The 13362-nt window shown below is 67.8% G+C and carries 8 protein-coding genes and 3 pseudogenes; 6 read left to right on the top strand and 5 right to left on the bottom strand.

From position 1 onward, the window contains the following. The first annotated feature begins 118 nt into the window (after positions 1 to 118). A pseudogene (gene gvpJ / locus ACFYMM_RS26165) lies at positions 119 to 520 on the top strand (gas vesicle protein GvpJ). 829 nt (positions 521 to 1349) lie between these two features. Here the strand turns inward: gvpJ and ACFYMM_RS26160 are convergent. Continuing rightward, positions 1350 to 2231, bottom strand: a complete 882-nt coding sequence (locus ACFYMM_RS26160; RefSeq protein ID WP_388390579.1) for a GyrI-like domain-containing protein — start codon at positions 2229 to 2231, stop codon at positions 1350 to 1352. 364 nt (positions 2232 to 2595) lie between these two features. Between ACFYMM_RS26160 and ACFYMM_RS26155 the strand changes: the two genes are divergently transcribed. The 4 genes and pseudogenes from ACFYMM_RS26155 to ACFYMM_RS26140 all read left to right on the top strand — a co-directional run bounded on the left by ACFYMM_RS26155 (position 2596) and on the right by ACFYMM_RS26140 (position 7902). Next, positions 2596 to 3711 (top strand): serine hydrolase domain-containing protein, encoded by a 1116-nt coding sequence (locus tag ACFYMM_RS26155; protein ID WP_388390577.1) that lies wholly within the window; start codon positions 2596 to 2598, stop codon positions 3709 to 3711. Positions 3712 to 3994: 283 nt separating this feature from the next. After that, positions 3995 to 5228 (top strand): annotated as a pseudogene (locus ACFYMM_RS26150) (transposase). Between the two features lie 858 nt (positions 5229 to 6086). Continuing rightward, positions 6087 to 7304 (top strand): PP2C family protein-serine/threonine phosphatase, encoded by a 1218-nt coding sequence (locus ACFYMM_RS26145; RefSeq protein ID WP_388390984.1) that lies wholly within the window; start codon positions 6087 to 6089, stop codon positions 7302 to 7304. Between the two features lie 220 nt (positions 7305 to 7524). Beyond that, the gene (locus ACFYMM_RS26140; RefSeq protein ID WP_388390575.1) at positions 7525 to 7902 is read left to right on the top strand and encodes a DUF1707 domain-containing protein; all 378 of its coding nucleotides are present in this window, start codon (positions 7525 to 7527) and stop codon (positions 7900 to 7902) included. Positions 7903 to 8555: 653 nt separating this feature from the next. Here ACFYMM_RS26140 and ACFYMM_RS26135 read toward each other — a convergent pair. Both ACFYMM_RS26135 and ACFYMM_RS26130 read right to left on the bottom strand, forming a co-directional pair. Beyond that, complete coding sequence (locus tag ACFYMM_RS26135; RefSeq protein WP_388390573.1) at positions 8556 to 9008, bottom strand: hypothetical protein; 453 nt, start codon at positions 9006 to 9008, stop codon at positions 8556 to 8558. A 1132-nt stretch (positions 9009 to 10140) separates the two neighbouring features. Further along, on the bottom strand, positions 10141 to 11238 hold the full coding sequence (locus ACFYMM_RS26130; RefSeq protein WP_388390571.1) for a barstar family protein: 1098 nt from the start codon (positions 11236 to 11238) through the stop codon (positions 10141 to 10143). Positions 11239 to 11467: 229 nt separating this feature from the next. Here ACFYMM_RS26130 and ACFYMM_RS26125 point away from each other — a divergent pair, with 229 nt between their 5' ends. Beyond that, positions 11468 to 12199, top strand: coding sequence for an ISL3 family transposase (locus ACFYMM_RS26125; RefSeq protein WP_388390569.1), 732 nt, complete (start codon positions 11468 to 11470; stop codon positions 12197 to 12199). A 43-nt stretch (positions 12200 to 12242) separates the two neighbouring features. Here the strand turns inward: ACFYMM_RS26125 and ACFYMM_RS26120 are convergent. Together ACFYMM_RS26120 and ACFYMM_RS26115 are read right to left on the bottom strand one after the other, a co-directional pair. After that, positions 12243 to 12431: pseudogene (locus tag ACFYMM_RS26120) on the bottom strand (hypothetical protein); the annotation flags it as partial. Between the two features lie 31 nt (positions 12432 to 12462). After that, positions 12463 to 13047, bottom strand: coding sequence for a hypothetical protein (locus ACFYMM_RS26115; RefSeq protein WP_388390567.1), 585 nt, complete (start codon positions 13045 to 13047; stop codon positions 12463 to 12465). Between the last annotated feature and the right edge of the window lie 315 nt (positions 13048 to 13362).

Raw genomic sequence — 13362 nt, 5'->3', positions numbered from 1 at the left:
TCGTACGTGCGTTTGCTCGCAGGTGGCGGCGGCTACTCGGCCCCGGAAGCCTGCCGTCGCAGCGAGGGACGGCGTCGACGGGACCGCGCAGAGGCAAACGAACAAGGGGTTGGTCGCGATGACCGTCGCGACACAACAGGGCGGCGGAGGCGATCCAGAGGCCTCTACGACATACTGGAACTCGTTCTCGACCGCGGGCTGCTGATCGACGCGTACGGCGGGTCTCCCTTCTCGGTATCGGGATACTCGAGATCGACCTACGGATCGTCGTCGCCAGCGGCGACACCTACCCCCGCTTCGCCGAGGCGTGCAACCGGCTGGACCTGGAAGGGGGCCGCGCAAGCCGGCCGGGCTCGTGGAACTCACGCAGTCCGGCGCCCGCGGCAAGGCTCATTCCGTGAGTTCGAATCGGTCGGCGATCTGCTCGATGAGCTGCAGGTCCTTCTCCCAGGTGGCGCTTCCCATGCCGAGTACAAATGCTGCGTGTCCGCGCACGGCGAAGTACTCCCGGGTCTGGTAGATGACCGTTCCCTTGCTGTCGCGGCGGGCGACGAAGTCCAGCGCCACCCCCGCCTGCCCGGCGAACCGGGCCTCGGTGCGCGTGAAGGCGTCGTAGCCGTGGGCTTCGAGTTTCTCCTGGGCGGTGTCCGCCACTTGCGCTGCGGTCTTTCCCTTGGCGGGCACCTTGAAGACGATCAGGTTCTTGCCGGGGCCCCCGGTGGCCCGCAGGATCTCCGGACCGTTCGCCGGGACGGGAGGCAGCGCCTCCCAACCCGCCGGCACGTGCAGGACAGCCCCGTAGGGGACGATCGGGATTGCTTGCCAGGTGGCAGTGCTGAGATCAGACATGCGGTGGCCTTCCAGGCTCGGGCGTTGCTCGGTCGCCGGAGGGGATACCGGCAATCGGCCGCAGTGCGAACCTCGCGTTCCATGCCCGGACCGGTATCCGTAACAGCGACAGCCTGATGGGCGTCGATCCCCGGGAGATCACCGCAGTGAGCAGACACCAGGCCGAACCGGAGCACGCCGAACGGGAACGCCTTGTGGCGACGCACGGCCGTCTCGTCGAACGCGAGGTTGCCCGCTATCGCACCTGGCATATCGACCGGGCAGACCTGCGACAGGCCGGCCCCCAAGGGCACCAACCTGTCCGTCCACGGTGCACGAGACCTCCGCGAAGTGGCGTATCAGCTCAACCGGCGACCCCACTCGTCCTTGGCGACAGGGCCCAGCCGAGATCATGCGAGAATGCCTCACAGGCCCATTGACCAGGTTGATTCGCAACCACTGATAGAAAACCGCCTTTTGTGAAGGCGGCTGCGCGGAGGCCAACGTCCAGGTTCCCGTGTTCACGCCCCGGTGCTCCCGCTGGCCCGCTCGACCGGGATCCACAGCTGGGAGTCGGTCTCCGTACCGATCTCCACCGGTTGCGTCCGCAGGAGCTCTGGCCCTGTCCGGCTCGTGTACGGGTTCGAGGGGAACCACTGCGTGAACACGTCTCGCCACAGCTCCTGGAGGGCGCTCGGATAGGGCCCGTAGTTGTCGAAGACCGCCCAGGTCCCGGCAGGCACGTCGAGGGCGTCGAGCTCCTCGGCGGCCACCTCGGGAGCGGTCACCACGCCGATCCAGTAATCCGCCTGGGCCCCCTCTTCCCGGCTGTCGGTCAGGTACACCACCGCCGACAGGACCCCGTCCGGCTCCTGGCCGGCCAGCTCCTTCATCTGTACGACCGCCTGGTTGTCCAGGCTTTCCAGGTGCGCCGCTGCCGCTGCGTTGAGCCCCTCGTGTACGAGCGGGAGCCGGGCCTTCTTGCCGAGAACCCGAAACGGCTCCTTCTCCACGATCCGGTAGCGCATGGTCGTACTTCCTTCGACGACGACACGGAAGGACATGCGTGGTTGTGCCGTGAGCACCGCACCCGTGCGGCGGGCCTCGCCCGGCCCGACGCCGTGCACCGATCGGAATGCCCGGGCGAACGCCTCGCCCGAGCTGTACCCGTACCGCACTGCGACATCGAGCAGTGTCAGATCTCCGGCCAGTACCTCGGCCCCGGCGAGCGTCATTCGTCGCCGTCGCACGTAGAGAGGGAGCGGCATCCCGGCGAGCGCGGAGAACAGGCGCCGGAAGTGGTACTCCGACACCGTGGCGATCCGGGCTACCTCGGCCATGTCGATGTCCCGGTCGAGGCAGGACTCCAGATGGTCCAGCGCCCGATTCAGCCCTTCCAGCACGCGTATCCGTCCTTTCTCCTTGCGTCTCCACCGTAGGCACGCTCGCCCTGCCAACCAGCCGGCCGCGTCCGCAGGGGCCACACCGGTCGGCACCCGAGCCGGAGCCCGAGCCGGAGCCCGAGCCGGAATCGCTCGCCGCACGCGGCGCCTTGGCGGACATCGGCCCTGCGGTCTGGGGCGCCGACCGAGCCATCGGCCGACCGCGGGGCGAAGACAGGAGCGGTCGAGCGATGGGGCCGGCGGCCCGACCGCGCGGCCCTCAGGCCCCTTGTGCAGTAGAGAAGATTTGATCACGCCCCGCCCGACAAAACCAGTGCGGGAATTGTTGGGCGGAAAGCCCCGGCGTTAACCGAGGCTTACGCCCATGACTGATGTAAAGGGATTTTGTGAGCCGCGGTTTGACGCAGTCTGGGCGGCCCTTGCAGCTTTACTCGGCAAGGGCGACGTTGGTGCCTCTGCGGCCGTCTACGTCGACGGTGAGCCGGTGGTCGACATCTGGGGCGGGTACGTCGATGCGCACCGCTCCGTCAGCTGGGAGCGCGACACGCTCACCGGCGTGAACTCGACGACCAAGAACATGACCGCCTTGTGCGCGCTGATCCTGGCCGACCGGGGCGAGCTCGATCTGTCTGCGCCAGTTGCCGCCTACTGGCCCGAGTTCGCCGCGGCCGGTAAAGAGAACGTGCTGGTGTCGCACGTACTGTCACACACCGCGGGACTGCCGGACCTGTCCGGGCCGACAACGGTGGAGGAGCTCTATGACTGGGAGAGTGTGACGGCAGGGCTGGCCGCGCAAGCGCCCGAATGGGAATCGGGAAAGGCCGCCGGCTACCACGCGCTCACCTTCGGCTTCCTTGTGGGCGAGATCGTCCACCGCATCACCGGCCGCAGTCTCGGCGAGTTCTTCGCCGAAGAGGTGGCCAAACCACTCGGCGCCGACTTCCACATCGGACTCTCCACCGAGCATGACCACCGCGTCGCACCGCTCATCCCGCCGCCGTCACTGACCGACGAGTACGCTGCCAGCGCACCGATCAAACGGGATGGCACGCGCCGGGAAAACACCGGTGTGGCGATCCGGGTCAAGGACATCAACTGCGTGGCCTGGCGCCGTGCCCAGATCCCTGCGGTAAACGGCTTCGGCAACGCCCGCTCTGTCGCACTGGCCCAGTCGGTATTGGCGAACCAGGGTTCGGCCGGCGGCGTGCGGCTGCTGTCCCCCCGGGGTTGCGAGCCCGCGTGGCAGGAAGTGTTCCGCGGCGAGGACCACGTGCTGGGCACCTCGATGTGCTGGACGGTGGGCTTCGGTAAGTTCGGCAACACCTTCGGCTGGGGCGGTTGGGGTGGCTCGCTGGTCGCGAGCGATCCCGGCTCACGCATGACGGTGGCCTATGTCATGAATCAGATGATTGACAGGGACCAGCAGGAGGACAACCGCGGCATGGAGATCATCATGGCCGCCTACAGTGGACTGCACTGACAGGCAACGGGGCAGCCCAGGCTGGCCCACTCCTCTCCTACCCGAAATTCGCAAGTGGGCGGGGCTACTTCCAGTCACGCTCGACGGCCGGCTCAGACGCCCGTCGATACCCGATGACCGTTGTTCACCACTTCCCAGCGCTGCCCGGGGTGGCTGTCCCGTGCACTGCATCGGATACGGTACGCCGTCCCTACCCATGGGCGGCGCGCCAACGGCTTGGCAGTCGCGCCTACGGCAAACCGTCGATAAGGCTGGTCAAGTTGGGCCAAGTTGCAAGGGGTGCATGCACTGTATCGGGTCCTATCCCCGCCTCCGTGTCCAGGACGACGACCAAGTCGTCTCCAAGGCCGGGGCGGTCCTGTTCCGTGGCGCAAACCGCGGGCCGTTCACGATCCCGGCAAGGCCCTCCTGGACGTCGCCCTGGCGGTCGCACTGGGCGGGGACTGCCTCGCGGACATCGCGATGCTGAGATGTGAGACGGCCGTCTTCGGTCCGGTCGCCTCCGACCCGACCATCTGCCACCTGATCGACACCCTCGCCGCCTCCGGCGAGAAAACCCTGCAAGCCATCCGGTCCGCGCAGTCCGAAGTCCGCCATCGTGCCTGGCCGCTGGCCGGCAAGAACGCCCCCGACGCCGACAGCCAGGTCATCGTCGATCTCGACGGTGTTGACCGCCTCCGTCGACCATGGCCCGGGTGGAACCGGTGAGCCCGTCGCGGCCCTGCTCCGGCCGGAATACGCGGGCTCCAATACGGCAGCCGACCACATCACCACCGCTCAACTCGCCCTGGCCCAAACGCCGAAGCACTACTGGCGAGGGCGCCAGACGCTGATCGGCACGGACTCCGCGGGCGGCACCCACGACTTCTGTCCTGGCTCGCCAGGCGAGGACGATGGCTGTCCTACTGGTCGGCATGGTGATCACCGAAGGGATCCATGAACACGTGCTGAAGGTCCCGCCTCGGCCTGGACTCCGGCCGTCGAGACCGACGGTGAGGCCCGTGACGGGGCCTGGGCCGCGGAGCTCTCACCGGCAAGCTCCTGGACGGCTGGCCCAAGGGCATGCGATTGATCGTCCGGAAGGAACGGCCCCATCCTGCGCCCAGTTGAGGATCACGGACGCGGACGGCATGCGGATCACGTGCTTCGCGACCAACACCCCTGACCGGCCGATCCCCGCCCTCGAGCTCCGGCATCGGCTGCGGACGCGGGACGAGGACCGGATCCGGGCCACCGGCCTGCGTAACCTGCCCCCGCATACAACCGTCCAGAACAAGGTGTGGCTGGAGATCGTCCAGATCGCCCTCGACCTGCTGGCATGGATGCCCATGCTCGCCCTGACCGGCAAAGCCAGGCTATGGGAACCCCGCCGCCTACGGTTCCCCTTGCTCTCCGCGGCCGCCCAGCTCGTCACCACAAGGCGGCACAGGATGCTCCGCCTCGCCCGCCGCTGGCCCTGGACCCACGAGATCACGGACGCCCCCGAACGACTCGCACTTCTGCCTGGCCCGGGTTGACCTGCCAACTTCCCGTCCCGACGACAGCACCACCCGCCCCGGGAAGTGGAACCCGGCGCTCGGCCGACGCGACAACCGGGCCACCAGCCTGCCCACCACCCGCCCCGAAAACCGAAAAGGCCCGCCGACCCCGTCAGCGGACCCTCACGAAAGATCGAGGCTTAGGTTTGACGTCGATGGGTCATGATGCCCACGAGGACCGGGAGCGATGTGCGGCGCGAGGTCGTCGTACGGCTCTTCGGCACGCACCCTGGAGCGCTCCGGATCGAGGTGCACGACAGTGTCGTCACACTCTCGGCGAGTGAGGCGTCGGCGTGGACGGTGACGGCCGGGATGCTCAGTGGCACGGCCGAGTACGGGCCGCCGTACAACCACACTCCCGACGCCGCCCAGAAGATCGGCAGGAGAGGACACTGCAGACGCCCCAGTTCGTATTGGACCCTCCGGCAGGAGAGAACAGCGAGTTGATCGCAGCGGCGCCCGCTCCGGTGAGGTTGTAGCGCCTGATGATCCGCTCTCCGGCGCCGTAATGTACGAAGGCGGCGTTGAGGAGGATGGAAAGCGGGATCAGGGCCGTCACGGCGCTACGCCACGGCCATCGAGCGGTCGAAACCCGCGCGCTTCTGAAACCGGTTGAGGACCGCAACCCGAAGGCGGACCGCGGCCAGAAGGTCAGTGACTGACGAGGCGCTCTCGGTTGATCTCCGTCGTACTGCCCTCGGTGAAAATCGGGATCTTCGTGGGCGACGCGAGGCTGACCGACGGTCGTCGGATCGATGACGGGCGACACGGCCTCTCGCCCTCGCCGGGGCTGACGTGAAAGAGGACGGGATCGGTGTGAAACTGGGCACGGAAGGGGTGATCCCCGTGTCGGACCCAGCGCGCGCGTCCTCCGGTCCCGACACCGGCGTCGACGAGAACCGGCTGGAAGAGCTGATCATCGAGGCGCAGACCGCTCTGCCGGTCGAACTGCCCGCCCTGGCGAACCGGTGCGCCGCGTCCCTCGGCCTGGACACCGCGCGGATCTACCTCGCCGACCTGCAGCAAGAGCTGCTCATCCCACTCGACGAGGCTTTGGAGCCGCTGCCGGTGGACCATTCGTCGGCCGGTTGGGCGTACCGCACGGTCTCCCCACGGGTGGCCGAGGTGGACCACGGCCTGGACCTCTGGATCCCTATGATCGATGGCGCGGAGCGGCTGGGCGTGCTGGCGGTGCGGACCGCCTCGCTCGACGGGGTGCGGATGCGCCGTAGCCGGATGCTGGCCCATTTGCTCGCCATGCTGATCACCTCCAAGCGCGCCTACAGCGACTGGCTCGCCGCCCGTACCCGCACCGCGACCATGCTGATGCCCGCCGAGATGCTGCGGGCCTTCCTGCCGCCCCGCACCATAGGCAGCATCAGGTGCGTGTCCACCGCGGTCCTGGAACCGGCGTACGCCATCGCCGGCGACGCCTTCGACCACTCGGTGGTCAAGAACCTGCTGCACACCATGATCCTGGACGCCATGGGCCACGATCTGAGCGCCGGCCTGACCACGTCCGTCGCCATGGCGGCGGCGCGCAACGCCCGCCGCGGCGGCTGCGATCTGGCCGACGTCGTCGGCTCCCTCGATCAGGCGCTCACCCAGTGGCTGCCCGACTCCTTCTGCACCGGCGTGGTGTGCCGGCTCGACGCCGAGACCGGGGTCCTCAACTGGGTCAACTGTGGTCACCCTCCGCCGCTGCTGATCCGTGCCGAGCGGGTGCTCGCCGGGGCGTTGGACAGCCCCCCGCAGCCGCCGATCGGCCTGGCCGGCCCACTCGCCCCGGCAGCCCGGCAAGTACACGAGACGACCCTGGAACCGGGCGATTGCGTCCTGCTCTACACCGATGGTGTCGTGGAGGCTCGTGACACGGACGGTGCGGAGTTCGGCCTTGACCGGTTCACTGACTTCATCATCCGCTCCTCCTCCGCCGGACAGCGCCCGGCCGAGGTGTTGCGGCTGCTCATCCACGCCATCCTTGATTACCAGCGCAACGAACTGCGCGACGACGCGACCATCCTGCTCTTCGAATGGCGTCCGCAGCACCGGTGACGCGGTAGTGCGCCGAGCTTCGCTGTCTCCTGCTCCTGCTCCTGCTCCTGCTCGTGCTCGTGCTCGTGCTCCGTCCCGCGGACCAGGGGCCGAGGGCCTGACTGTCGTGCAGCAAAGCGATCACTCAGCCGTTGTCACCTTGGATTTTCGATCCGCTCACACCGCCCCGGTCGGTCGGTTCGGCGCCGTCCCTGTCCCTTCGTCGGGCGAGGCCGGGTGCATGTCGCGATACGCGGAGGCATGTTGGGAGAGATTTCGCTCATCGGGAGGCGTTCCGGCCCCGGCTCGCCGCCCGAGCTGCGGGCCTCTCATGCGGACCGGGACAGGGTGGTGGATGTGCGGCCTGCTGACCGCGGACGAGTTAGATGAGCGCCTGGAAGCTGCCCTGTCGGCGTGGACGGTGAGCGAACTGACCGCGCTCACCGTCGACCTGCCGGCCGCCGGTGCGGCTGGGGCGGAGGTCAAGGACGTGGTCCGGATCGAAAGCACAGCGGCGCGGTCGAGCGCGTGGGGCGTTGGGTGGGCCGCGGAAGTTGGAGCTCGCGGTGACGTACTGCGAGGTGACGCTCGACTTCACCGACGCTGTGGTCACGCATGACACCTTACGGTGAGCATGACGGGGAAGACCCTGACGCCGGTGACGAAGCCGGGGATCGTCGACATTGATGGTCTGCAGCTGATACACAGCAGGGTCAAGCACCGTCGGCTTCCGGCGAATCCCGATGCACCGGTCAGTTGGCGAGTTGAGCTGGTCGGTCAGAAGGCTCACGGCCGCGTGGTGCGGCCCCCGCCTTGGGCGTCCTGGCGGTGGCTGTTGCGCAGGCCCACGGTCCTTCCCGAAGGTGATTGACGCCAGTTGTGAGCTGTCGGCGGCGCTGTCGCCGGGGCCTCGGTTGGGCGACGCTCGGGTATTGTCAGTGCGGACGCCAACGAAGTTGCGTGGCCGGCAAGACTGCTTGGTCCGGTTGTTCTCTGCTGCGGGATTCAAGGTGGCGTTGGACGTGAGGCGGTCTACGACCGTCGCACAGCTCCGCGCCTCGGCGTGCTCGGTACGGTAGCGGTCCGCGGCCCGCCCACGCCGGTCGGTGACACTGCCGTTCCGGACAGACAGGAAACAAGGAGCGCAATTCACCAGGCGCATGCCCATCATCGGCGTGCTGACGCGACAGCGGGGCCGGACAGGTCAATCATGCCCAACCCCGCTCAAGTCGGCTGCGCCACGATCGGCTGCAGACCCGCCTCAGCTCGCCGTCAACTGACCTGAACGGTGAGCGGCGAGGAGTGGAACGTACCGGACTTGGTCGCCACCCGCACCTGCTCGGTGCCCTTCTTGGTGAACGTCCGCTTGATCGTGTAGGTGCCGTTCTTGTTGACGACGGCTGTGGTCTTCAGCGTGGTCCACTTGCCGTTGTGCCGGTGCTGAAGCACCAGCGTGGAACCGGTCTTGATGCCTTTGACACGGCCGGTGAACACGACGGTGTTGCCCACCTTGACGGCCTTGCGGTCGGCGGAGACGGTGATCGAGCCCATCGCGGCCGACGTCCGCGACGGCTTCATGCTCGGCATGCCGGTGTGAGTCATGGTCGGCTTGGGGGCCGGTGTCCCGGTCGCTGCGACGGCTCCGGCCGTACCGGTCGACAGCAGGGCGGCGGACAGGGCACCGGCGGCGAGTGCGCGGGTGTGATGGCTTCGGGTGACGCTCATGTCGGTCTCCTGGACGGATCGAAGTTCCCCCCTGGGAGCGAGTCGGCCATCCGGGACGGCTCGCGCATCCAGGCTGGCCCGAGCGCGGCGGACCGGCATGTCCAACGTGCATGCCCACTCGGTTGAAATATGTATCAAATCTGACAAAGTGGCAGGTCGGACCAGTGATTGCCCCACCGACCACCGCTAGTTCGTTTTCGCTGTGCATCACTGGAACGGCGTAGCGTGATTACTCAGAGCGAGCATTGAGGGATCGCCGGGCTGGCCGGCATCGCCTGTGCGCACCTGCTCCTCGGCGCGCGCCGCCCCTGGCAGGGGCTGCGTCCAAGGCGGCGGTGAGAAACCGGCCGCCGCCCGCTGAGGAGTTCGCCCGTCTTGCAGACGAGGCCGACAGGGGGCAAGGCGAGCTGGCGACCTCGGTATGACTACGAGCAGGCCAGGGCCCGCGAGAACCGGCTCAAGCGCCTCGGCGGGCCCTCCGGCGCCGCGCAGGTCGGAGCGCCGTACGCCGTCGGCTCCGCTCTCATCGTCCGCGCCGACGGCGAAGCCGGCCAGTGCGCGGCTGTAGGGTTGCCTCGCCCGGCCGCTCCGTGTTCAGCCTGGGGTAGCAGGTTGAACGCGGCCGACCTGCGGCCGAGGCGAGCGCGCACAGGAATCCGCGAAGCGGGTCAATGCCTCCTGCTCGGGTATCAGTGCCGAAGGCCAGCAGGACATCCCGCAACTGGCGAGCAGGATGGTCATCGCGCCACGTCAGCCTGTCTGCTCGCCGAAGATGAGCCGGGCACGCGCTGAACCTGTCGGATTCCCACCCGTTCTCGTTCGTGCTGTCGGATTCTCATTCGTATACGTGCGAGCCCATGGAGGGGGAGGTGGCGACAGTGAAGCCTGTCGAGGCACTGGCAGAACGTGCGGGGGCGACGCGCCGCGTGGAACAGCTGCGAGCGCGCGTCGTCAGCAGTGCGCGGTACCAGGAGGGGGAGACACCCCAAGGTCCCTTGCATGATCGAGGTCTGTCGACAGTCACTGAATTCCCCAGTTGTGACGGGTTGAGCATCACGGAATTCGGCTCTGGCGACGATCACGTGATGTTCTCTGGCCGACGCGTCGCGGCGCACTTGTGGCGGAGTGCAGCTCACGCCAGGGTGACGTGCATGTCGCCTTCGGCCAGGACGTTGAGGACCTCGGCGAACAGGTCGTAGGGCTGGCCGTCCGGTGTCAAGGTCTTGGGCAGGTGCTCGCGTGCGGTGACGGCGTCTCGCCAGAGCAGGGTTGCGGGGGCGGTGTAGCCGAAGGTGCCGCCCAGGCAGTCGTCGAGGGCGTCCAGGCAGCCGCCGAAGTAGCCGCCCGGTCCGTTCACCGCCTCGCCGAGCGCCAGGTAGAGGCCAGGTTCGTCGGTGATGTGCCGACCGTCGAGTTCGTAGGCGTGACGAGCCGGCCGGTCACGGTGGGCGCGTCGGCAGGCCCGCTCCCGGACGAGATCGAGCCAGGCCCCGCGGCGCCGGGTGTCGAGGCAGGCCCAGGCGCCCAGGGTGTTCGGTGGCCCGGCGAGCCACCGTTCCCAGATGGGCCGGGCGTATTCGGGGACGGGCGTAAAGAGCTTTCCTTCGAGCTCCAGGTCGATCAGGTCCGTCCCGTTGGAGGACGGTTGCCAGGCGGTGACTTTGGTCCACAGCAGTCGTTCCGTGAGGGGTTCGCCCTGGTCGTCCCGTATCTCGAGGGCGGCCTCCTCCAGATCCAGCGCCCGCCGGGTGCCCTTCAGCAGTGCCGTCCTGAGCTGATCACTCGGGGCGAGTCCCCTCAGGACGAGCGGGGGTGCCACCTGCTCGGGTGGCAGGATGCGGGCAAATTCCCGGCACGAGCCCAGCCACCGATGGCCGTCGTGCAGTCGGACGGAGCCCCTGTGGCCCTCGGGCGGGCCTTCGTAGTCGTCCAGACCGGTGAGCAGCAGACTGTCTGTTCCGGGGAACTGCCCTGAGCTCTCCGCGTCCTCCAGCAGCCAAGGTTCGAGTCCCTCGTCGTCCGGCACCAGCCACACCCGGCTGCCTACCCAGTCCCGCACCTCGCCGTCTACCGGGACCCAGTCCAGCAGTTCGTACGTCCCACTCCGGGGTTCCCCGAACAGCCCCTCCGCCTCGACGCAGACTCCCCAGGCATGGCCATGCTCGGTCTCCGTCAGCGTGTACCGCGTGGGCCCGCGATGGTTCTCGTCCTCCTGCACGGAGGGAATCATGCCCGGACCAGGCTTACGCGGTGAACCTTTTTCCCTGTGGCGGGTCACGATCTCTCAAGGCTGAATACCCGAGTTAGCCACAAGCGATCAAGTTCCCTCGGTTCTGGCGGGTCACGTGACGTTCCCTGCCATTGCACGCGTCGCGACCCACAGGACTATGTGTGATCGGGGAGCATGATCGACGTGCTTATCGCAGAGTATTGGGGCCCTGTTTCCGCACCTGAGCGCAGTGGCCGTCGATCGGGTGGAGTCCGATGGTGTGTCCGCGACGTTGTCCGTACGGTCTTCCGCGCCGGCCGCAGCGTGTTCCGGCTGCGGCGTCCGGTCCGCGCGGGTTCACGGCCGCTACCGCCGTTCGTTGGCGGACTCGCCGGTCGCCGGGCGCGGGGTGAAGGTTGTGGTGACGGTGCGCCGTTTCAAATGCGTCAACGACGCGTGCTGCCAAACGACGTTCAGCGAACAGGTCCCGGGCCTCACCTCGCCGTTCGCCAGGCGGACGCCGACGCTGAGCGAGGCGCTGGTGTCGATCGCGCTGGCGCTGGCCGGCCGGGCCGGATCCCGGCTCGCCACCCGGTTGGGTATGCCGTGCGGCCGTGACCTGCTCATCAAGCTGATCCGCGCGCAGCCCGCGCCCGAGGTCCCGAAGGTGACCGTGCTCGGCGTCGACGACTTCGCGATCCGGCGCCGTCACTCCTACAACACCATCCTGATCGACATGGAAACGCACCGGCCAATCGACGTGCTGCCGGACCGCGAGGCCCAGACGCCGGCCGATTGGCTGGCCGCGCATCCGGGCGTCGAGATCGTGTGTCGGGACCGGGGCGGCGCCTACGCTGAGGGTGTCCGGGTCGGCGCACCGGACGCTACGCAAGTCGCAGATCGCGAGTTCGGGCCACCCGATGCTCGGCTTCTGGTGGCTGGCACTGGCGTTGCGCGTCTCGCCGGACGGCAGGCCGGATGACCAGGCACTTGTACGGCCCCTTGCACGCGATTGCCCGCACGCCGGCTGCGCGCGACTGTTGTCCCGCCTTGTGTTGAGGCGGGGCCCTGGTCGGCGGGGACGGCCGCGCGCCGTCGCTCGTAGCGATGCCTCGCCAGGCCTTCAGCTTGTTGATCAGCTGCTCGACAGTGTTCCTCTCCTTGTCGAGGGCGGCGGCGTGGCTGACGGGCCGGCTGCCTCTGGAGCCCTTCTTCACTGACGCTGCGTTGCGCCATCAGCAGGGCTTACTGGTAGCCGTTCCAATAGTTCTCGCTGCCGGGGCAGTCGTGGTAGGTCTTCGACGCCCAGACGGCTTGGCCGTTCTGCCACAGGACGAAATTTCCATCAGTCTGCACGATGGCGATGGTGCCCGCCCCGTGCCAGGTCTGGGTGTTCCAGTCGACCTGCCACCCGGCGGAATTCTGGTAGTAGGTGGCCATGTTGCCGTCGGACCAGAAGTCCCACTTGTCGTTGGCGATGTCGCCGCTGTTGGTCCACCCCGAGGCCCACACGGCCTGCCCCGCTGAAACATTCCGACCGAGTCCGAACGAGTAGCCGCTGTTCTTGCAGTACAGGACGAGGTTGCCGTCGTACTGGAACCGCAGGTACGTGAAGGCGCTGTTGAATGTCGTCTGGGGCCTCCACTCGCTGCCGGTGTACAGGGTCGAGGAGTGGGTGCACTGCGAGCGGTCAGCGCCGGACGACAGCACGTTGCAGACGTAGCTGGTGGCGGACGCGGTCGAGGCGTTGGCGACGCCGAGACCGGCCATGAGTCCGACGGCGGCACCCGTCACGCCAATGGTGCGTCGGATCTTGCGGACCTCGAGCATGGCGCTGGTCTCCTGCTGTAGAGCGGCGTGGCTCCGGTTGGAGCCGGGACACAGTTTGACCGTGAACGGACCGGTCGTGTCCAGCTTTTACGCGGATTGGCGAAAAGCTTTGGCTTCGAATCGTCGCAGGTGGAAGCGCTCTGATCCACTTGCGACGGAGTGGTTTCTTCCGCACCGATCCGTGGGCAGACTGGTGCACCTCACCATCGCGACGACTAGGTGTATTGCCCTGTGAGGTTGGGGACGCGGCTGGCGGGTGGTTGGCCCTTCAGCGCGGTGTGTCCGCGGTGGTGATTGTAGGTGTGCAGCCACTGC

The organism is Streptomyces sp. NPDC006739 (genome assembly GCF_042869815.1).
In the GTDB taxonomy this organism is placed as follows: Bacteria; Actinomycetota; Actinomycetes; order Streptomycetales; family Streptomycetaceae; genus Streptomyces.
This window is presented reverse-complemented; position numbering and strand designations above follow the sequence as displayed.

Coding starts and splice junctions, on each gene's coding strand:
- ACFYMM_RS26155 (WP_388390577.1), top strand. CDS start 2,596: ATGACTGATGTAAAGGGATTTTGTGAGCCGCGGTTTGACGCAGTCTGG.
- ACFYMM_RS26140 (WP_388390575.1), top strand. CDS start 7,525: ATGTCGCGATACGCGGAGGCATGTTGGGAGAGATTTCGCTCATCGGGA.
- ACFYMM_RS26135 (WP_388390573.1), bottom strand. CDS start 9,008: ATGAGCGTCACCCGAAGCCATCACACCCGCGCACTCGCCGCCGGTGCC.
- ACFYMM_RS26130 (WP_388390571.1), bottom strand. CDS start 11,238: ATGATTCCCTCCGTGCAGGAGGACGAGAACCATCGCGGGCCCACGCGG.
- ACFYMM_RS26115 (WP_388390567.1), bottom strand. CDS start 13,047: ATGCTCGAGGTCCGCAAGATCCGACGCACCATTGGCGTGACGGGTGCC.